This is a genomic window from Rhizobium sp. Leaf341 (assembly GCF_001424325.1).
In the GTDB taxonomy this organism is placed as follows: Bacteria; Pseudomonadota; Alphaproteobacteria; order Rhizobiales; family Rhizobiaceae; genus Ferranicluibacter.
Window position 1 is genome coordinate 512877 of the sequence record NZ_LMPE01000003.1, and the last position, 19910, is coordinate 532786.

Sequence of the window (19910 nt, forward strand, 5' to 3'; positions counted from 1 at the left end):
CTTGATCTCGGCGTCGTCCGTCGGATGTCTCAGGCCGCCCGACCCATCTGGTAGCCGGCGGCCGGTTCGAGACGGAACTGTTCGACCAGTTGCATCAGCGTGTCGGCCTGTTCAGCAAGGTTGCGGCTCGCCGTGGTGGCTTCGTCGACCATGGTCGCATTCTGCTGCGTCATCTGGTCCATCTGGTTGACGGAGCCGTTGACCTCGTGGAGCGCGGAGGCCTGGTCGCGGCTGGCGGTGGCGATCATGTCGACATGCTGGCTGACGGTGACGATCTGCTGGCTGATGGAGGCGAGCACGGCACCGGTTTCCCGGACGGCCTGCGACCCTGCTGTCACCTCGAGCGTGGACTTGTTGATCAGGCCCTTGATCTCCCGGGCAGCTCCGGCCGACCGCTGGGCGAGTTCGCGCACTTCCTGCGCCACGACCGCAAAGCCCTTGCCCGCCTCGCCGGCCCGTGCCGCCTCGATGCCGGCATTGAGCGCCAGCAGATTGGTCTGGAAGGCGATCTCGTCGATGACCTCGATGATCTGCTCGATCTGGCGCGAGGCGTCCTCGATGCGCCCCATGGCGGCAATCGCATTGCTGACCACAATGCCCGAGCCGTCGGCGCTCTTCTTCGTGTGCGACACGGCGACGTTGGCTTCATGCGCGCGCTCGGCGGAGGAGCGGACGGTGACCGTGATCTGGTCGACGGCGGCGGCCGTTTCCTCCAGCGAGGCCGCCTGCGCCTCGGTGCGGCGCGACAGGCTGTCGGCGGAGGCATGCATGTCATTGCCGCTGCGCTGGATGTGGACGGCATTGTTGCGGATCTGCAGGAGCGTATCCTGCAAGCGGATGAGCGAGCCGTTGAAATCGACCCGCAGCTGTTCGAGGCGGCCGTTGAAGGGCGTTTCGATCTGCTGCGACAGGTCGCCTTGGGCGAGCCGGCCGAGACCGGCGGCAAGCTGGCTCACCGCGAAGTCGATCTGGCTGTCCATGGCGCGCTTCTCGGCATCGTTGCGGCTGCGCTCGGCATCGGCCTGCAGCCGCTGCTCCTCGCTTTCCGCCTCGATGCGCACCTTCGACAGGGCGTTTTCCTTGAAGATGCCGAGCGCACGCGCCATGTCACCGATCTCGTCCTGCCGGGCATCGCCATCGATGCGCGTATCGAGCGCACCCTCGGCGAGACGTCGCATGGCGGCGGTGATCTGGCCGATCGGCCCTTTCAGCGTCAGCACCAGGGCGACGCCGGCGAGAAGGGCGATGACGACGCCGCCGGCCGTCGCAAAAACCGAGACCTGGTTGGCCTTTTCGCGTTCGATGCCCGCATTGGTCTTCTGCACTTCGGCAAAGCCGACGAGCTGCTGCCAGATCCGGTCGATATCGGCGGCCGCTTCGGCGAACTCCTTGTGCCGGGCGGCACTGACACCGATCAGCGACATGCTGTCGGACTTGATCTTGCCGGCGACCGGCTGAACCTTTGCGGCGAGACCGGCGAAGAACTCCATTTCCGGCGCGGTATAGGCAATGTTGAGGACTTCCTGGTTGAGGACGTTCACTTCGCGGGCCAGCCTCGCCTGGTCCGTCTGCTGGGATGTTTCGAGGAAGCTGCTGGCCGCCAGCCGGATGCCCGACACGGCGTTCATGATGGCGCGGGCATTTTCGAGGATCTTGTTGGCCTTGATCAGCGGAGCATCGAGCTTGCCGAAGGTCGCCGTTGCGTTGCGCATCGTGGCGGTGGCGGCCGTCTGGAACTGGATACTCGCCTGACGGAAGCGGGCGACCAGCCGGCCGATGGCCTTGGCGTTATCGTCGCTGACGTCGCCATTGTTGGCCAGCGTGCGGATGTCGCCGATGGTGACCTTGAACGTGTCTGCGACGGCCTTCTGGTTGGCCGGCAACGCCGTGCCGATCTGGGCGAGCACCCCTTCGAGCGCGGCCTGGCTGTCGCGCACCACCTTGATCTTGGCCTCGGGCGTCGGTGCGCGGGCGAAATCGGAGGTGAGGCCCGTGAGGAGATCGCTGGATGCGGTGAGGCGCTCTGCCTCGCGCAGAAGCGATTTGGCCTTGGTCTCGTCGTCGCGGACACGCTGCTCGACGGCGGTCGCCTCTTCCACCAGCTTGCCTTGTGTCGAGAGGAGAAGGCGGATGCTTTTGGTAATGGAGGAGCGGAGCTCGACTTCGCCCTCATGCAGCTTCCAGAGTTCGCCCACCCGTTCGCGGATCTTCGCCGTTCCGGCGATCGCACTGTCGAGCTCGCTGGCACCCTCGCTGTTTTCCATCTGGGCGCGGGTCGCGTTGAGAACCTGTTCCTGACCCGCAATCTTCTGGACGACGTCCTCGCGGGTCTTTTCGCTCGCATCGGTCAAAAACGCGTTCATGCCGGCATAGACGTCGCGGAAGCCGGACAGCGACTGGAGCACGCTGTTGGAGATTTCCATGCGCCCCTGCAGAAGGCCGGAAGCGTAGAGGCCCGTGAGCCCCACGGCACAGATGCTGACGACAAAAGGCAGGATGAAGAAGAGAACCTTCGTCTGGATTTTGAAGCGGGCAAGGATCTTGTCGATGAGCATGGGCGCGTCCTGGCTTTCAGGCCTGCTTACGCCTCCCCCCGAGCCGTCATCGGCTTCATCGGTGCGTTTCGTGTCAGGCCGTCATCATGGTCTGAAAGAATGCGGGGATGCCGCCAGCCGCTTCGCAATCATTGCAGGACGCCGCGCCCCTCCGGTGACGTCGCCCAAGCATGCTCCTCAATCCGGCCAGCTTGGACCAGATGCGTTAATTTCATGTAAGCGTGGGTTGACCTTGTCACGTCGCTGCAATGCCTGTGTGGCAAAACGTGCAAAGGGATCTTCTCGCGGCGATGGCTTCTAATCACCGCAAGCCAAAGAAAAAGCCCCTGAGGGGCCATGATCTTGCACAATCGCATCAGGATGCCTGTAGCTTGAAGATTGTGTCGCGGAGATTTTGTCGCAAAATTGCCGGCCTTACCGAAAGGCGGGCATCGCGTCGTCGCCTATGAATATGCGACTTCGTGTCTTCCTGGGAGACGGGTCGACACATGGCGGGCCTTCACAGGCAAGACTGGCTTACCCACACGAAACCGGGCTGCAAACGCGATGCAGCCCCGGAGAAAATCGCCGTGCAGACGGGCTCAGAACGAGCCGAGCGTCGAGAGACCGAGAATGGCGGCAGCGGTCAGGATGGCTGCGGCCGTGTAGGTCAGCGCGAGGATCTTGTGTGTACGGCTGTCATCGGCCTTGGCGATGGCGATGGCACGGGCATTGCGTCGGCTATGCTGGTTCATGATATCATGTCCTTCCGTCCGAAGAGAATAGACCCGGTTGAGACGATCCACCAGACACTTTCTGCCGCACCCGTTAAAAATGCGAAAACTGTGCCGCTGCGGGACAATCCGTTCCCATGCGTCAGGTAGGGTTGCGACGTTTCGTTAACAAGGTCGGACCTTCTCTCACGATTTCGGCATTCCGCTTGGCTCCTGCCTCAGCGCCGTCATGCCGCATTAAAAAATAGCTGGCCAACCAACGGGATAGGATCATCTAAGACTACTCGGACGCCGCTTGGTCACTCCTCGGCACCTCCGAGGCGGCATCCCGACGCGCCATGCCCGACCGAAGATATCGCGATCGCGTTCTGGCGATCACCGGAACGTGATCGCAGGATGGTCTCTTGATCCGCGTCAGGCCGCCTGGCCACAACAGAATCCGGATGCCCAGGCCCATTGAAAATTGTATCCGCCGAGCCAGCCGGTGACATCGACACATTCGCCGATGAAAAAGAGGCCTGGGACAGCTTTCGCCATCATGGTGCGGGAGTCGAGATGCCGCGTGTCCACCCCGCCAAGCGTTACCTCTGCCGTCCGGAAGCCTTCCGAGCCCGCCGGCTTCAAGGACCAGCCGGACACGTGCTCCATCAGCCGGTCGATCGCCTTGTCGGAGAGATCCGCCAACGGCCGGTCGAGCAGTCCCGCCTCGACGGCGAGGTGCTGGGCAAGCCGCTTCGGCAGGTGCTCTCCGAGCACGGTCTGTACGGCCTGCCGGCCCTGCGTGCGGCGCGCTGCCTTCAAGAGTCCCCCGACATCGGTTTCCGGCTCGAAAGCCAAGCGGATCTCGTCGCCTTCCCGCCAATAGGACGAGATCTGCAGGATCGCCGGGCCGCTGAGGCCGCGATGGGTGAAGAGCATGGCCTCGCGAAATGTCGTCTTCCCGCAGGCGGCGCGCACGTCGACGGCGAGGCCCGCCAATGCGCCAAGGTTTTCCTTCGCCGCATCCGACACCGTCAGCGGAACCAGACCCGGGCGTGTTTCGACCAGATTCAGGCCGAACTGCTCGGCGACGCGATAGGCAAACCCGGTTGCGCCCATCTTCGGGATGGACTTGCCACCTGTGGCGATGACGAGCGACTGGGCCTCGATCGTACCGTCCGCCAGCAAGACGCGAAAGCCGGTCGCGGACGTCTCGACGCCGGCGATCTCCGTTTCCAACCGGAGCACGACGCCCGCAGCCTTCATTTCCTCCAGCAGCATGCGGACGATGTCGCGGGCGGTGTCGTCGCAAAACAGCTGACCGAGCGTCTTTTCATGCCAGGCGATCCCGTACCGCTCGACCAAAGCGACGAAATCGCGCGGCGTGTAGCGGGCAAGCGCCGATTTGGCAAAGTGCGGGTTCTGCGAGAGGAAGTTGGCGGGCGTCGTGTGAAGATTGGTGAAGTTGCAGCGGCCGCCGCCCGAGATGCGGATCTTCTCACCCGGCGCCTTGGCATGATCCAGGACAAGCACGCTGCGGCCGCGGCGACCGGCTTGCGCCGCGCACATCATTCCCGCAGCGCCGGCGCCGATGATCACCACGTCGAAGCTCTTTGCCACCGCGCGTCTCCCTTGGTCAGTGACGCCCGGATAACGTCAATGGCATCTGACCGCCAGCATTTTCGCGCCGGTCAAGCTGGCCAATCTTCAAACACTGGCTATGATAGAAATATCCGAAAGAACCCCGGTGATTTATGCCTGCGAAGAAAACCATCGCCAACCAGACGACGAAATCGACCAAGAGCAACAAAATCCCATCCGCCCTCCAGGCGCCACGTGGCGTGAAGACCTGGAAGGAAGCCGCCGACTGGCTGAAAGTTCGCGGTATCGAAGACGTGGAGTGCATCACCCCCGATATCGCCGGGGTCCCCCGCGGCAAGATGATGCCGTCTTCCAAGTTCACTTCCAACACGTCGCTCGCTCTGCCCTCCGCCATTTATCGGCACACGATTTCGGGTGAATATCCCGAGGAGACCGGCGACTTCCGCTACGACAGCCGCGACAGCGACATCAAGCTCGTCCCCGACCTTTCCACGCTTTCGATCGTGCCCTGGGAGACCGACCCGACGGCGCAGGTGATCTGCGACATCGCCGGCTCCAAGGGCGAAAACGTGCCCTACACGCCCCGCAACGTGCTGAAGCACGTGCTGGAACTCTATCGGCTGAAAGGCTGGAAGCCGGTCGTCGCGCCCGAGATCGAATTCTACCTGGTCGCCAAGAACGACGACCCCGACTATCCGCTGCATCCGCCGAAAGGCCGCTCCGGCCGCTCCATCCAGGGTGGGCAGGCCTATTCCATCGCCGGCGTCAACGAGTTCGACGAGCTGATCGACGACATCTACCACTTCTCCGAAAAGCAGGGCCTGGAGATCGACACCCTGATCCACGAAGAGGGACCGGCGCAGCTCGAGATCAACCTGCGGCACGGCGATCCGATCGAGCTGGCCGACCAGGTGTTCCTGTTCAAGCGCACGATCCGCGAAGCCGCGCTGAAGCACGGGATCTATGCGACCTTCATGGCCAAGCCCATGCAGAGCCAAGCAGGCTCCGCCATGCATATCCACCAGTCGATCGTCGAGGTGAACACCGGCCGCAATCTGTTCTCGAACGCGGATGGCTCGGCGTCCAAGGAGTTCTTCCACTTTATCGGGGGCATGCAGACCTACATTCCAAAGGCGCTGTCGATGATGGCGCCCTACGTCAACTCCTATCGCCGCCTGACGCCCGACATGTCGGCACCGGTCAACAATGCCTGGGGCTACGACAACCGGACGACGGCCTTTCGTGTGCCGGATTCCGAACCGGCCGCCCGGCGGGTCGAAAACCGGCTGCCGAGTTCAGACGCCAACCCCTATCTCGCGCTCGCAGCGTCGCTCGGCTGCGGTTATCTCGGCCTGATCCAGGGCCTGGAGCCGACGGCACCGGCCGACGACAGTGTCAACACCAAGGCGATCGAGCTGCCGCGCGGCCTGCTGGAAGCCGTGGCGGCGCTTGAGGCGGAACCCGCCTTCCATGATGTGTTCTCGGCCGAGTTCATTGCCATCTATGCCGGCGTGAAGCGTGGCGAGTTCGAGACGTTCATGCAGGTGATCAGCCCCTGGGAGCGGGAATATCTGCTTCTCAACGTGTGAGGCGCATCATGACCTCGCCGGAAACATGGCAGAGCCCGATCTCGCCCGGGATCTCGTACTACGAGGACGCCGTGCGCGAGCGGCCCGTCTACCCGACGCTTGATGGCGACATGACCGCCGATGTCGTCGTCATCGGCGGCGGCTTCACCGGTCTGCAGGCGGCCTGCAATCTTGCCGCGGGCGGCGTGCGGGTCGTGCTGATCGACGCCTGCCGCTTTGGCGACGGAGCATCCGGGCGCAATGGCGGGCAAATGGGCACGGGCCAGCGCGCCGAAGTGGACGAACTCGAGAAGCAATATGGCCGGGAGCGGGCCAAGGCCCTGTTCGACATGGCCGAGAAGGCCAAGCGCGGCCTTCTCGATTTCGCCGCCCGCCACGACATCGACATGGAGTATCAGCCGGGCCATCTTTCGGTGACGCACAAGGCTTCCTACGCCGGGGACTACCGCGCTTATGTGGAGAGCATGGCGCGCGACTACGCCTATCCGCACCTGCAGATGATGGACGCCGAGGAGACGGCACGTCGTGTGGGCTCCCGGCATTATGTCCTCGGCATCCGGGACGGCGGCACGGGCCATATCCAGCCGATGAAGCTCCTGGTCGGCCTTGCCCGCGTTGCCCAAGCGGCCGGCGCGCAGCTTTTCGAGAACACGCCGGCGACCGCTATCCGGCTTGCGCAGGGCAAGGTGGTCGTGGAAACGGCGCGCGGTACGCTTCGCGCCGATCGGGCTCTGATTGCCTGCAACGCCCATATCGGCAGCCTCGAGCCCGTGACGGCATCGCATGTCATGCCGATCCGATCCTTCATCGGCGCGACGGTGCCGCTCGGAGAGACGTCGCCCGTTCTGCCCGGTGGCGAGTCCGTGGCCGACAGCCGCTTCGTCGTGCGCTATTTCCGCCGGTCGCGGGACGGACGGCTGCTGTTTGGCGGCCGCGAGGCCTACACGGCCGACAATCCGCGCGACATGTCCAAGCATATCCGGCGGCAGATCGCCGAAATCTATCCGGATCTTGCCGAGGTCGAAATGACGCATGCCTGGGGCGGGTCCGTCGGCATCACGATGCCACGCCAGCCCTTCGTGCGCGAGGTCATGCCGGGCGTCACCACCATCGGCGGCTTTTCCGGGCACGGCGTCATGCTGTCCAACCACTGCGGAAGGCTCTATGCAGACCTCCTCCTCGGCCGTGGCTCGGAACTGGACCTGTTGAAGGACCTGCGCATTCCGGCCTTCCCCGGCGGACGCCGGTTCCGATCGCCGCTTTTGTTCCTGGCGCTCACTTGGTATGCTCTCCGCGACAGGCTTTGACCCCCTCCCCGGCGCATTTTTTGCACCATACTACTAGCGTCTTTAAATCGATTAGATTATAGAACGCCCGACCCGAGAGAGATCGATATCCCATGAGCAGCCAGATCATTCCCGTCGAACCCTTTGACTACGTCGTCTTCGGCGGCACAGGCGATCTTGCCGAGCGAAAGCTCCTTCCGGCCCTGTATCATCGCCAGCTCGACGGCCAGCTGACCGATCCGACCCGCATCATCGGCGCCTCGCGCACCGCGATGACGCACGAGGAGTATCGCCAGTTCGGACGCGACGCGCTGAAAGAGCACCTCAAGGCCGGCGAATTTGACGAGGCCCAGGTCAAGGCCTTCACCGACCGCCTTTTCTACATTTCCGTGGATGCCAAGAGCGATCAGGGCTGGGACAAGCTGAAGTCGCTGCTCGATGAGGCAAAGGACCGCGTGCGGGCCTTCTATCTCGCCGTCGCCCCCGGAATTTTCGGTGCCATTTCCGAGAAGATCCGCGACCACAAGCTGATCACCAAGACCACGCGCATCGTGGTCGAAAAGCCGATCGGCCGCGACCTTGCGTCCGCGCTCGAACTGAACGACACGATCGGCAAGGTCTTCCGGGAAGAACAGATCTTCCGCATTGATCATTACCTCGGCAAGGAGACCGTGCAGAACCTGATGGCGCTGCGCTTCGCCAACACGCTGTACGAACCGCTGTGGAATTCCTCCTACATCGACCATATCCAGATCACCGTGGCGGAAGCCGTCGGGCTGGAGAGCCGGGCCGGCTATTACGACACGGCCGGCGCGCTGCGCGACATGGTGCAGAACCATATCCTGCAGCTGCTCTGCCTTGTCGCGATGGAGGTTCCGCCCTCGATGAACGCCGAGGCCGTGCGCGACGAGAAGCTCAAGGTTCTGCGCGCGCTGAAGCCGATCACCGCCGCCAATGTCGAAAAGATGACGGTGCGCGGTCAGTACAAGGCCGGCGCCTCCGCCGGTGGGCCCGTCAAGGGCTACCTCGAGGAACTGGAAGGCGGGGTCTCCAACACCGAGACCTTCGTCGGCATCAAGGCCGAGATCAACAATTGGCGCTGGGCGGGCGTGCCCTTCTACATCCGCACCGGCAAGCGCATGGCGACCCGCATGTCGGAGATCGTCATTTCCTTCAAGCCGATCCCGCATTCGATCTTCGACGAGGCGGCCGGGCGTGTGGAAGCCAACCAGCTCATTATCCGCCTGCAGCCCGACGAAGGCGTGAAGCAGTCGCTGATGATCAAGGATCCCGGCCCGGGCGGCATGCGCCTGCGCAACGTGTCGCTGGACATGACCTTCGCCGAGTCGTTCAAGGCGCGCAGCGCCGATGCCTATGAGCGCCTTCTGCTCGACGTGATCCGCAACAACCAGACCTTGTTCATGCGCCGCGACGAAGTGGAAGCGGCATGGCGCTGGGTCGATCCGATCCTGAAGGCCTGGGACGAAGTGGGCCAGAAGCCGCAGTCCTATACCGCGGGCACCTGGGGCCCGAGCCAGGCCATCGCGCTCATCGAGCGGGACGGCCGCACCTGGCACGAAGTGGTCTGAGCCATGACCGTCCAGTTCCACACGTTCGAGACCCCGGCCATTCTTGCCGAACGCCTGGCGACAGCCGTTGCAGACGCCCTGGCCGCCGGCATCGCGGCTGCCGGTTCCGCCTCCATCGCGGTTTCCGGCGGCTCGACGCCCAAGGCGTTCTTCAAGGTGCTGTCCGGCGCCTCGCTCGACTGGAGCAAGGTCACGGTGACGCTGGTGGACGAACGGTTCGTGGCGCCCGATAGCGATCGGTCCAACGAGAAGCTGGTGCGCGACAATCTGCTGGTCGGGAATGCCGCGGCGGCAGAATTCGAGCCGCTCTACTACCCGACGGCCAGTGCCGAGGAGGCCGCAGCGACCGCCACCAAGGAGACGGCGCGGATCGGACGGCCCTTCGACGTCGTGGTGCTGGGCATGGGCGGGGACGGACACACCGCCTCGTTCTTCCCCGGCGGATCACGCCTTGCCGAAGCGCTCGACCCGCAGACACCGCGCGGCGTGATGACCATGCAAGCCGCCGGCGCCGGCGAGCCGCGTCTGACCTATACATTCACGAGCCTGCACGATGCGCGGCTTCTGGTGCTCCACATCGAGGGCGACGCCAAGAAGGCCGCGCTGGAAGCGGCGCAAGGCGACGGCCCCGAGACCGAAATGCCCATCCGCGCCATGCTGCGCCGGGCCGCCGCGCCGGTCGAGATCTACTGGGCTCCGTAAGAGGTGCACCGTTTCGGTCACCGGCCTGTGGCATGACACTTGACACAACCGGCGTTCACCCGCGCCGATACCGATGATCCACATCTGAGACAGGGGCCCGGAGGGCCCCGGAAGGATAGGCCATGACCGTCGATCCCCGTATCGCAGCCATCACCGCCCGCATCGTCGAGCGCTCCAAGCCCTCGCGCGAGCCGTATCTGGACCGCGTGCGCAATGCCGCTGCCAAGGGCGTCCACCGCTCCGTGCTCGGCTGCGGCAACCTTGCCCATGGCTTCGCGGTCTGTTCCCCCTCCGAGAAGGTGGCGCTGTCGGGCGACACCGTGCCCAATCTCGGCATCATCACCTCCTATAACGACATGCTTTCGGCGCATCAGCCGTTCGAGACCTATCCGGCGATGATCCGGGCAGCCGCAGCGGAAGCCGGCGGGATCGCCCAGGTCGCCGGCGGCGTCCCCGCCATGTGCGACGGCGTGACACAGGGCCAGCCGGGCATGGAGCTGTCGCTGTTTTCCCGCGACCTTATCGCCATGGCCGCCGGTATCGGCCTGTCGCACAACATGTTCGACAGCACGGTCTATCTCGGTGTCTGCGACAAGATCGTGCCTGGCCTGATGATCGCCGCCATGACATTCGGTCACCTGCCGGCCGTGTTCATTCCCGCCGGGCCCATGACGACGGGCCTGCCGAACGACGAAAAGGCGCGCGTGCGCCAGCTCTATGCCGAAGGCAAGATCGGTCGGGACGAACTGCTGGAAGCCGAGTCCAAATCCTATCATGGTCCCGGGACCTGCACCTTCTACGGCACGGCCAACTCCAACCAGATGGTCATGGAGATCATGGGCTTCCACATGCCCGGTGCGTCCTTCGTCAATCCCGGCACGCCGCTGCGCGATGCCTTGACGCGCGAGGCAACCAAGCGGGCGCTCGCGATCACCGCGCTCGGCAATGCCTTCACCCCGGCCGGCGAAATGATCGACGAGCGGTCCATCGTCAATGGCGTCATCGGCCTGCATGCGACCGGCGGCTCGACCAACCACACGATGCATCTCGTCGCCATGGCACGTGCTGCCGGCATCCAGCTGACATGGCAGGATATCTCGGAGCTCTCCGACATCATTCCGCTGCTCGCCCGGGTCTATCCGAACGGGCTTGCCGACGTGAACCATTTCCATGCCGCCGGCGGCATCGGCTACCTTATCGGCCAGCTGCTGAAGGCCGGCATGCTGCACGAGGATGTCCGCACCGTCTTCGGTCACGGCCTTGAGGCCTATGCGATCGACGTCAAGCTCGGCGAGAACGGCACCGTCGCGCGCGAGCGCGCCCCCGAGGTCAGCCACGACCCGAAGGTGCTCGCCACCATCGACAAGCCGTTCCAGGCGACGGGCGGACTGAAGATGCTGACCGGCAATCTCGGCAAGGCCGTCATCAAGATCTCGGCGGTCAAGCCGGAGCGCCACATCATCGAAGCGCCGGCGAAGATCTTCCACGATCAGGCAAGCCTCAACGACGCCTTCAAGGACGGCAAGCTGGAGGGCAATTTCGTCGCGGTCGTCCGCTTCCAGGGCCCGAAGGCGAACGGCATGCCGGAGCTGCACAAGCTGACGACCGTGCTCGGCATCCTGCAGGACCGCGGCCAGATGGTCGCACTCATTACCGACGGCCGCATGTCCGGCGCCTCCGGCAAGGTGCCGTCCGCGATCCACATGACGCCGGAAGCCAAGGACGGCGGCCCGATCTCCAAGATCCGCGAAGGCGACATCATCCGGCTCGACGCAACGACCGGCGAGGTCAACGTGCTCGTGTCGGACGCGGAACTGGCGGCGCGCGCGCCCGCCGAGGCCGATCTCGACGGCAATGCGTTCGGTATGGGCCGGGAGCTCTTTGCCCCGTTCCGCGCCTTGACGGGCGCGGCCGAACACGGCGCGAGCGTGTTTTTCCACTAATGCCTGTCGCCCGAGAGTGTGCAGCGGTTTCGGGAAACAACATGCATCAAACAAGACCTTAAAGCGCCGTGCGTGAATCCTTTACACGCAACGCGCTTTAGACGCCGGAAACGGCGGAAACACATGATCCGGAAAAAGAGCGCGCCGATCGGTTCGGCGCGCTCTTTTCGTTTCAGGCGAGAAACGCGAGAAGGTCCTTGTTCAGCCGCTCCGGTGCGGTTGCAAACAGGCCGTGGGGCTCGCCGTCGTACTCGATCAGACGCGCGCCTCTGATGCCCTTCGCGGCAGCACGGCCCGACGGGTCGATCGGCACGGTCTTGTCGGCCGTTCCATGAATGACGAGCGTCGGGATGGTGAACGCCGCAAGGTCCGGACGGAAATCGGTCGTGCCGAAGGCCGTCACGCAGTCGATCGTCGCCTTCGGGCTTGCCATGACGCCGAGCACGAACGACCAGTCGAGCACGCCCTGGCTAACCGGGCGGCTGACGAGGCCGACGCCGTAGAATGTCTTGGCAAAGCTCTGCAGGAAGGCGAAGCGATCCTCGCGGATCTGTGTCTTCATATCCTCGAACACGCTGCCATCGACACCGTCCGGATTGCTGTCATCCTTCAGCAGATACGGGGCGACGGATGCGACAAGCACGGCCTTGGCGATGCGCGATGCCCCGTGACGCGACAGATAGCGCGCAATCTCGCCGCCTCCCATGGAGAAACCGACCAGAGAGACGTCCTGCAGATCGAGCCCGTCAATCACGCTCGCCAGATCGTCGGCAAAGATATCGTAGGTGTAGCCGGTCGCCGGATGCCCAGACTGGCCGAAGCCGCGACGGTCATAGGTGATGACGCGGTAACCTGCCTCGAGCAGCGCCACGGTCTGATACTCGAACATGTCGCCTGTCAGCGGCCAGCCGTGAATGAGGACGACGGGACGGCCCTGCCCCATATCCTTGACATGTAGTTTCGTGCCGTCCTTTGCGTCGATATACGCCATGCGGAACTCCTTTTCTGTCTCGCCTCTTCCAATTCCGGGAGACAAGGTTTGGTTCCGGCAGGCGCGCATCACATCCGGGGCGACGGCACTACCGCCGATACGTCTTCCCCTCCCCGTCGAACAGATGCAGCTTGGCGCGCTCGGCGGTGAAGCGGACGCGGTCGCCGCGCTTGATCGGCTGGATGCCGGCAAGCTTGGCGATGATGGGCTCGTCGGGGACGAGGCCTTCGATGTAGAGGAGCGTGACTTCGCCAAGCGCTTCGACGATGGAAACGGTGCCCTCGAAGAGGAAGCTGTCGCCGGTGGTGATCTGGAGATCCTCCGGTCGGACGCCGAAGCTTGCCGACCGGCCGGATTCGGTATCGGGCGTCGCGATGTCGAGAATGTCGCGCTTGCCGCCGACGAGTTCGACCGTGGTCTGGACGCCGGTGGCGACGATCTTGGCGGGGATGACGTTCATGGCGGGCGAGCCGATGAACTGCGCGACGAACAGGTTGGCGGGGCGCTCGTAGAGTTCGAGCGGCGGGCCGACCTGCTCGATATGGCCGCCCGAGAGAACGACGATACGGTCGGCGAGCGTCATGGCCTCCACCTGGTCGTGGGTGACGTAGATCATGGTCGTATCGGCCATCTGCTCGTTCAGCCGGGCGATTTCGATACGGGTTGCGACCCGCAGCGCCGCGTCGAGGTTCGACAGCGGTTCGTCGAACAGGAACACCTTGGGATCGCGGCAGATGGCGCGACCGATCGCGACGCGCTGGCGCTGACCACCCGAAAGCGCTTTGGGCAGACGGTCCAGATACTGGGTGAGCTGCAGGATTTCGGCTGCGGCGCGCACGCGGCGGTCGATCTCTTCCTTGCTTTCCTTGGCGATGCGCATCCCGAAGGCCATGTTGTCGTACACCGTCATATGCGGGTAGAGCGCATAGGACTGGAACACCATGGCGATGCCACGCTTGGACGGCGGGGTGTCGTTGACCTTTTCACCCTCGATGAACATCTCGCCGCCGGTGATCTCCTCGAGACCGGCGATCATGCGCAGGAGCGTCGACTTTCCGCAGCCGGACGGGCCGACGAAGACGATGAATTCGCCCTTCTCGATCGTGAGGTCGATGCCATGGATGACATCCACCGCACCGTAGGATTTGCGGATCTTGCGTAGTTCCAGTCCGGACATGGGTCCCTCCCCGTTCACTCGGTTGATGATCGTCAGACGATCCGCGCGAAAAATCCGCTCCAGGCGGGCAATGTAATGCTGTTGTCACCCAGTTCCGAGCCGAAACCGTGACCGGAGAGCACCTCGAGGCGCTCCGCCGGCCGCTCGACCGAAGCCGTTTCGCCGCTCATGTTGAAAAGGCAGAGCAGCGTCTCGTTGCCATGGCTCCGCTCGAAGCCGAGCACGGGCGCCGCATGGGCCTTGAAGGCAATCTCGCCCTTGGACAGCGCCTTGTGCTGCCGGCGAAAGGCGAGAAACCGGCGATAGTGGTGAAGGACGGAGCGCATGTCCTGCTCCTGGACCGAAACGGCCCGGGCGAGATGCGCTTCAGCCACCGGCAGCCAGGGCCTCCCGTCGCCGAAGCCGCCGTTCGGCGCATCCGCTTCCCAGACCATCGGCGTGCGGCAGCCGTCGCGACCCTTGAAGTCGGGCCAGAACTGAATGCCGTAAGGGTCCTGCAGATCCTCGAAGGCAAGGTCCGCCTCGGTCAGCGCCAGCTCTTCGCCCTGGTAGATGCAGACCGAGCCGCGCAGCGACATCAAGAGGCTGGCCAGAAACTTCGCATGCCCGTCATGGTCGGTGATGCCCTGTCCCCAGCGGGAGACGTGACGCACGACATCGTGGTTGGAGAACGCCCAGCAGGCCCAACCTTCCGGCGCCGCCCGCTCGAAGGCATGCTGAACCTCGGCGACGCGGGCCGGGGTGAGCGGATCGGGCGCCAGGAACTCGAAGGCATAGCACATATGCATCTTGTCGCCGCCCGACGTGTACTGCCCGGCGATTTCGAGACCGATCTGGCTGTCGCCCACTTCGCCGACCGCGGCAATGGCGGGATATTCGTCCATGACGGCGCGAAACCGCTGGAGGAAGGCGATATTTTCGGGCCGGTTCTTGTCGTAGAGATGCTCCTGGTAATTGTAGGGGTTCACGGCCGGCGCCGTATTGGCATTGCGACGCTCGGGCGCCAGGGCCGGGTTGTCGCGCAGTTGCAGGTCGTGGAAATAGAAGTTGATCGTGTCGAGGCGAAAGCCATCCACGCCGCGTTCCAGCCAGAAACGCTCGACCGAGATCAGCGCCTCCTGCACCTCGGCATTGTGCAGGTTCAGGTCCGGCTGCGAGGTCAGGAAGTTGTGCATGTAATATTGCAGGCGCGTCGGATCCCACTGCCAGGCGGAACCGCCGAAGATCGACATCCAGTTGTTGGGCGGCGTGCCATCGGGCTTGGAGTCCGACCAGACATACCAGTCCGCCTTCGGGTTGAAACGGCTGGAGCGGCTTTCGGCAAACCAGGAATGCTGGTCGGACGTGTGGGAGAGCACGAGATCGATCATGACCCGGATTCCCAGACGATGGGCTTCCGCGATCAACGCGTCGAAATCCGAGAGGAGACCGAAGATCGGATCGACGTCCTTGTAGTTGGAAACGTCGTAGCCGAAGTCCTTCATCGGCGAGGTGAAGAAGGGCGAGATCCAAATCGCATCGACATTCAGCGCGGCGATGTAGGGCAGCCGGCGCGTAATCCCCTTGAGATCGCCGATCCCGTCGTCGTTCGAGTCCTGATAGGACCGCGGATAGATCTGGTAGATCACGGCGCCACGCCACCAGTCGCGATCGGCGGCTGGCAGGGTGGAGGTCGTCTCGGTCTGGGTCTTGCGGAGAGGCAGGCTCATGGGAGGGCGGAAGTCCTTGGACGGTGGGTTCGGGAGACGGCGGGTTCGGCCGTCCTTCGGGCGATCAGCCGCCTTTGACCGATCCGGCCAGCAGGCCGCGCACGAGATAGCGCTGCAAACTGAAGAAGACGATCAGCGGGATGATGATGGTGATGAAGGCCGATGCCGTCAGGATTTCCCAGTTTCCGCCGCGCGACCCGAGCAGGTTGACGAGGCGGCCGGTCAGCACGAGCTCGTTGTTGCCGGTGCCCAGAAAGACCATGGCGACGAGAAGGTCGTTCCAGGTCCAGAGGAACTGGAAGATGGCGAAGGAGGCAAGCGCCGGGAAGGACAGCGGCAGGATGATCTTGACGAAGATGTCGAAATCACTCGCGCCGTCGACCCGGGCCGACTCCATGATCTCGCGCGGCAGGCCGGCCATGTAGTTGCGCAGGAGATAGATGGCAAGCGGCAGGCCGAACCCCATATGCGCCAGCCAGATGCCGACATAGGTCTTGGCCGGCACGCCGAGAAAGGCGCCGACCCCGTTGTAGAGCTTCAGGAGCGGGATGAGCGACATCTGCAGCGGCACGACCAGGAGGCCGACGACGACAGCGATGAGCAGGGTGCGTCCGGGAAACGGCATCCAGGCGAGCGCATAGGCGGCAAAGGCCGCGACGAGGATCGGGATAATGGTCGAGGGAATGGAGACGGTGAGCGAGTTGATGAAGGACGCGCCGATGCCTTCGGCATTCAGCACCTCGCGGTAATTGTCGAAGGTGAAGCGCGAGGGAACGGCGGCCTGCACGAAGATGCGCTGGCCGCGCGAGCCTTCCATGGCGACATCGGACACGATCTCGAACGTTCCGTCCTCCTGGACGGTCAATCGTTCGCCATCGTTAAGCGTCGCCGTCTGACCGGGCTCGAACGCCGCAGGCTCCTGGGTGCGGAAGCCGAAGGCGGAAACCTTGGCGCCGGTATTGTCGAGCACGTTGCCGGAAATCACGAACTTGCCGTCGCGCTGCTGCTGCGTTTCGGGGCCCGGCGCACGCACCGTCAGGTTCTGGCTGGAGGTGGACAAGGCCGTCCACCAGCCGGAGACGGCAAGCTGGTCCTTGTCGCGCAGCGACGAGATCAGAAGGCCTGCCGTCGGGATGGTCCAGAGAATGACCAGCAGCAGCACGGACAGGTGCACGAACAGGACGAGCGGGGAGCGTTTCGACGCGATCATCTCAGTGTCCCTTCATCTCTCGGGCGGCATTGCGGATGTTCCAGATCATGATCGGCACGACGAGGAGCATGATGACGACGGCGATCGCCGCGCCGCGGCCGAAATCGCCGCCACCCCGGAACATCCAGTCGAACATGAGATTGGCCAGCACCTGCGTCTGCCACTGCCCGTTGGTCATGGCGAGAACGATGTCGAACACCTTGAGGACCAGGATCGTGATGGTGGTCCAGACCACAGCGATGGTGCCCCAGATCTGCGGGATCATGATCTTGAAGAAGATCTGGAAGCCGTTGGCGCCGTCGATCACGGCGGCCTCCACGGTTTCCTCGGGAATGCCCCGCAGCGCTGCCGACAGGATGACCATGGCAAAGCCTGTCTGGATCCAGACGAGAATTGCCATCAGGAAGAAGTTGTTCCAGAGCGGGATGGTGACCCATGCCTGCGGCTCGAAGCCGAACGCGGTGACGATCGCGTTGAGAAGGCCGATCTGCTCGGATCCCGCAGCCCTGTAATCGTAGATGAACTTCCAGATCACGGATGCGCCGACGAAGGAAATGGCCATCGGCATGAAAATCAGCGTCTTTGCAATGTTGCCCCACCAGATGCGATCGGTGAGTGCGGCGATGATCAGGCCGAAAAAGGTGGCGAGCGCCGGGACGACCAGCAGCCAGAGGAAGTTGTTGAAGATCGATTGACGGAATTCGCCGTCATGGATCATCCAGACGTAATTGGCACCTCCGACGAAATTCTGCCCGGCCCGGTCGTGGAAGGAGAGCCAGACGGATTCGATCACCGGATAGATCAGGTAGATCGTCATGGCGAAGAGCGCGGGAAACAGGAAAAGCCAGGGGCGGATCGCATTGCTGATGCGCAGGTTCCGCGACGCCTGTGCGCCCGATCGTCCCTTCGAGGGAAAGATCAGGTCGAGGATGAGGTTCGTTCCGTAGAAGTAGGCAGCGCAGGCGAGAACGCCGGCTACCATCGTGACGACGGCCATCAACAATTGCTGCATGTTCCCCCCTTACCAGCGCTTTGCATCGGACACGATGTGCCGCGGTTCCGCTGGAACGCTCCGTTCTGCTCAAGTTCGGCCTCGAACCGCCTGGATCCGAGATCGCCGCATGCCCGCGCTGCGATCGCAGCCTTTCGGCCGGCATCGCCTTGCGGTCATGGACACCCGCAGCGCATCCCATCCGCAGACACGATCGCCGATCGCGCGGCGGTCATGCCTGAAGGCACGGTGCCGGCAGCGGCAGGACGCAGGGGGTGTTCCGGTAGACGGTTTCGGGACGACCGCGTGGCGGCCGCCCCGAAACGGTGCTTACTTGATGCTATCCCACGACTTCTGGATGTCGGCCGCCACGTCGGCTGCCGGCTTGCCGCCGACATAGTCGATCATGCCGGTCCAGAAGGCACCTGCACCGATCTTGCCGGGCATCAGGTCGGAGCCGTCAAAGCGGAAGGTGGTCGCATTGAGGAGAATGTCCCCCTGCTTCTTCATCGGCGGATTGGCATAGGTGTCCAGATTGACGCCCTTGTAGGGGGTCAGGAAGCTCGACTGGGCCATCCAGACTTCATGGGCGATCGGCGTCTTCAGGAAGTCGAGGAAGGCGCGCGATGCCGGGGTGTCCTTGGTGATCATGGCGAGCGTGCCGGCACCGAGAACCGGGTTGCCGAGATCCGGCTTGCTGGCGTAGGGCGGCATGTAGAAGAAGTCCGCATCCTCGCCGACCTTCGTGCCTTCCGGGAAGAAGGACGGGATGAAGGAGGCCTGATGATGCAGATAGCACTTGGGCGGCGAGGCAAAGAGACCCTTCGGGCTGTCGCGGAAGTCCGTCGACGAGACCGCCTGCGTCCCGCCATCGACATATTTCGGATTCTTGGCGAAGAAGCCGAACTCGTCGATCGCGCCCACGACGGCCGGATCGGTGAACGGAATGGCGTTGGTGACCCACTTGTCGTAGGTGTCGGCCGGCTGCGTGCGCAGCATCATGTCTTCCACCCAGTCGGTGGCCGGCCAGCCGGTTGCGCCGCCCGAACCGAGGCCGATGCACCAGGGCGTGCCGCCGTCGGCGACGATCTTGTCCGTCAGCGCCTTCAGCTCTTCCATGGTCTTGGGCACTTCATAACCCGCATCCTCGAAGTTCTCGGGCACGTACCAGACCAGCGACTTGACGTCGATCTTGTAGGGGAACGCGTAGAGCGCCTTCTTGCCGTCCTTGCCGGCATAGGTGGACAGATCCACCCAGGACTGGCCGGCCGCATAGTTGTCGAGCAGCCACTTGTCCGTGCCCTCGCTGAGCGGCGTCAGATAGCCCTTGGAGGCGAGATCGGCGATGAGGCCCGGCTGGGGCAGGATCGCCACGTCCGGCGGCGAACCGGCCTGCGTGTCGATGACGATCTGCTGCTCGTAGTTCTCGGAGGACGAATATTTCACGTCGGCCCCGGTGACCTCGCGGAAATAGTCGAGCACGCTTTCGAATAGGACCTGGTCTTCGCCACGCCACGGACCGAAGATGGTCAGCGACTGCCCCTTGAGATCATGTCCGGACTTGAAGTCCTCGTAGCTTTTCCAGTTGAACTTGGCGTCGTCGCCCGGCTTGAACTTCAAGTCTGCGGCCGAGGCCGTTCCTGCGATCAGAGCAAGCGCAGCTGCGCCCAGGATCAATGTTGTCTTCACGTGATTCCTCCCGAAAATCCGCGGCACCTTGCTGGTATCTTTCATCGACACCTGCTTTCAAAGCGCTTTGAGAAGCGTAAGAAACCATTGGTCGAGGCTGCAAGTCAAGGGATTTTGCGCCGCCGTCCATCGTAAGTTGTTCATTCGCGGTGCAGCAAAGGTTTGCAATGCCGCATCCGCAAACT

14 protein-coding genes are annotated in these 19910 nt (G+C 63.6%); 5 read left to right on the forward strand and 9 right to left on the reverse strand.

The window, feature by feature from the left end:
• Positions 1 to 29: 29 nt before the first annotated feature.
• The 3 genes from ASG03_RS04035 to ASG03_RS04045 all read right to left on the reverse strand — a co-directional run bounded on the left by ASG03_RS04035 (position 30) and on the right by ASG03_RS04045 (position 4867).
• The gene (locus ASG03_RS04035; protein ID WP_062692386.1) at positions 30 to 2555 is read right to left on the reverse strand and encodes a methyl-accepting chemotaxis protein; all 2526 of its coding nucleotides are present in this window, start codon (positions 2553 to 2555) and stop codon (positions 30 to 32) included.
• A gap of 581 nt (positions 2556 to 3136) precedes the next feature.
• Positions 3137 to 3289: a hypothetical protein gene (locus ASG03_RS04040; protein WP_156379598.1), complete on the reverse strand. Its 153-nt coding sequence runs from the start codon at positions 3287 to 3289 to the stop codon at positions 3137 to 3139.
• Positions 3290 to 3682: 393 nt separating this feature from the next.
• Entirely contained in the window at positions 3683 to 4867 is a 1185-nt protein-coding gene (locus ASG03_RS04045) for an NAD(P)/FAD-dependent oxidoreductase (RefSeq protein ID WP_062692389.1), read from the reverse strand.
• 134 nt (positions 4868 to 5001) lie between these two features.
• Here ASG03_RS04045 and ASG03_RS04050 point away from each other — a divergent pair, with 134 nt between their 5' ends.
• From ASG03_RS04050 to edd, 5 genes are all read left to right on the forward strand, one after another.
• Positions 5002 to 6438, forward strand: coding sequence for a glutamine synthetase family protein (locus ASG03_RS04050; protein WP_062470185.1), 1437 nt, complete (start codon positions 5002 to 5004; stop codon positions 6436 to 6438).
• Between the two features lie 8 nt (positions 6439 to 6446).
• Positions 6447 to 7745: an NAD(P)/FAD-dependent oxidoreductase gene (locus ASG03_RS04055; protein WP_062692391.1), complete on the forward strand. Its 1299-nt coding sequence runs from the start codon at positions 6447 to 6449 to the stop codon at positions 7743 to 7745.
• 92 nt (positions 7746 to 7837) lie between these two features.
• Positions 7838 to 9313: a glucose-6-phosphate dehydrogenase gene (gene zwf / locus ASG03_RS04060; protein WP_062470191.1), complete on the forward strand. Its 1476-nt coding sequence runs from the start codon at positions 7838 to 7840 to the stop codon at positions 9311 to 9313.
• A gap of 3 nt (positions 9314 to 9316) precedes the next feature.
• Positions 9317 to 10015: a 6-phosphogluconolactonase gene (pgl, locus tag ASG03_RS04065; RefSeq protein WP_062692393.1), complete on the forward strand. Its 699-nt coding sequence runs from the start codon at positions 9317 to 9319 to the stop codon at positions 10013 to 10015.
• 122 nt (positions 10016 to 10137) lie between these two features.
• Positions 10138 to 11958, forward strand: a complete 1821-nt coding sequence (edd, locus tag ASG03_RS04070; RefSeq protein ID WP_062470197.1) for a phosphogluconate dehydratase — start codon at positions 10138 to 10140, stop codon at positions 11956 to 11958.
• A 172-nt stretch (positions 11959 to 12130) separates the two neighbouring features.
• Here the strand turns inward: edd and ASG03_RS04075 are convergent, their stop codons facing one another.
• From ASG03_RS04075 to ASG03_RS04100, 6 genes are all read right to left on the reverse strand, one after another.
• Positions 12131 to 12949, reverse strand: a complete 819-nt coding sequence (locus tag ASG03_RS04075; RefSeq protein ID WP_062692394.1) for an alpha/beta fold hydrolase — start codon at positions 12947 to 12949, stop codon at positions 12131 to 12133.
• A gap of 88 nt (positions 12950 to 13037) precedes the next feature.
• Positions 13038 to 14126: an ABC transporter ATP-binding protein gene (locus ASG03_RS04080; RefSeq protein ID WP_062692397.1), complete on the reverse strand. Its 1089-nt coding sequence runs from the start codon at positions 14124 to 14126 to the stop codon at positions 13038 to 13040.
• A gap of 32 nt (positions 14127 to 14158) precedes the next feature.
• Positions 14159 to 15835: a beta-galactosidase BglA gene (bglA, locus tag ASG03_RS04085; RefSeq protein ID WP_062692399.1), complete on the reverse strand. Its 1677-nt coding sequence runs from the start codon at positions 15833 to 15835 to the stop codon at positions 14159 to 14161.
• A 64-nt stretch (positions 15836 to 15899) separates the two neighbouring features.
• Positions 15900 to 17045, reverse strand: a complete 1146-nt coding sequence (locus ASG03_RS04090; protein WP_062692401.1) for a carbohydrate ABC transporter permease — start codon at positions 17043 to 17045, stop codon at positions 15900 to 15902.
• A gap of 1 nt (position 17046) precedes the next feature.
• Entirely contained in the window at positions 17047 to 18057 is a 1011-nt protein-coding gene (locus ASG03_RS04095; RefSeq protein WP_062470212.1) for a carbohydrate ABC transporter permease, read from the reverse strand.
• A gap of 309 nt (positions 18058 to 18366) precedes the next feature.
• Entirely contained in the window at positions 18367 to 19725 is a 1359-nt protein-coding gene (locus ASG03_RS04100; RefSeq protein ID WP_062472227.1) for an ABC transporter substrate-binding protein, read from the reverse strand.
• Between the last annotated feature and the right edge of the window lie 185 nt (positions 19726 to 19910).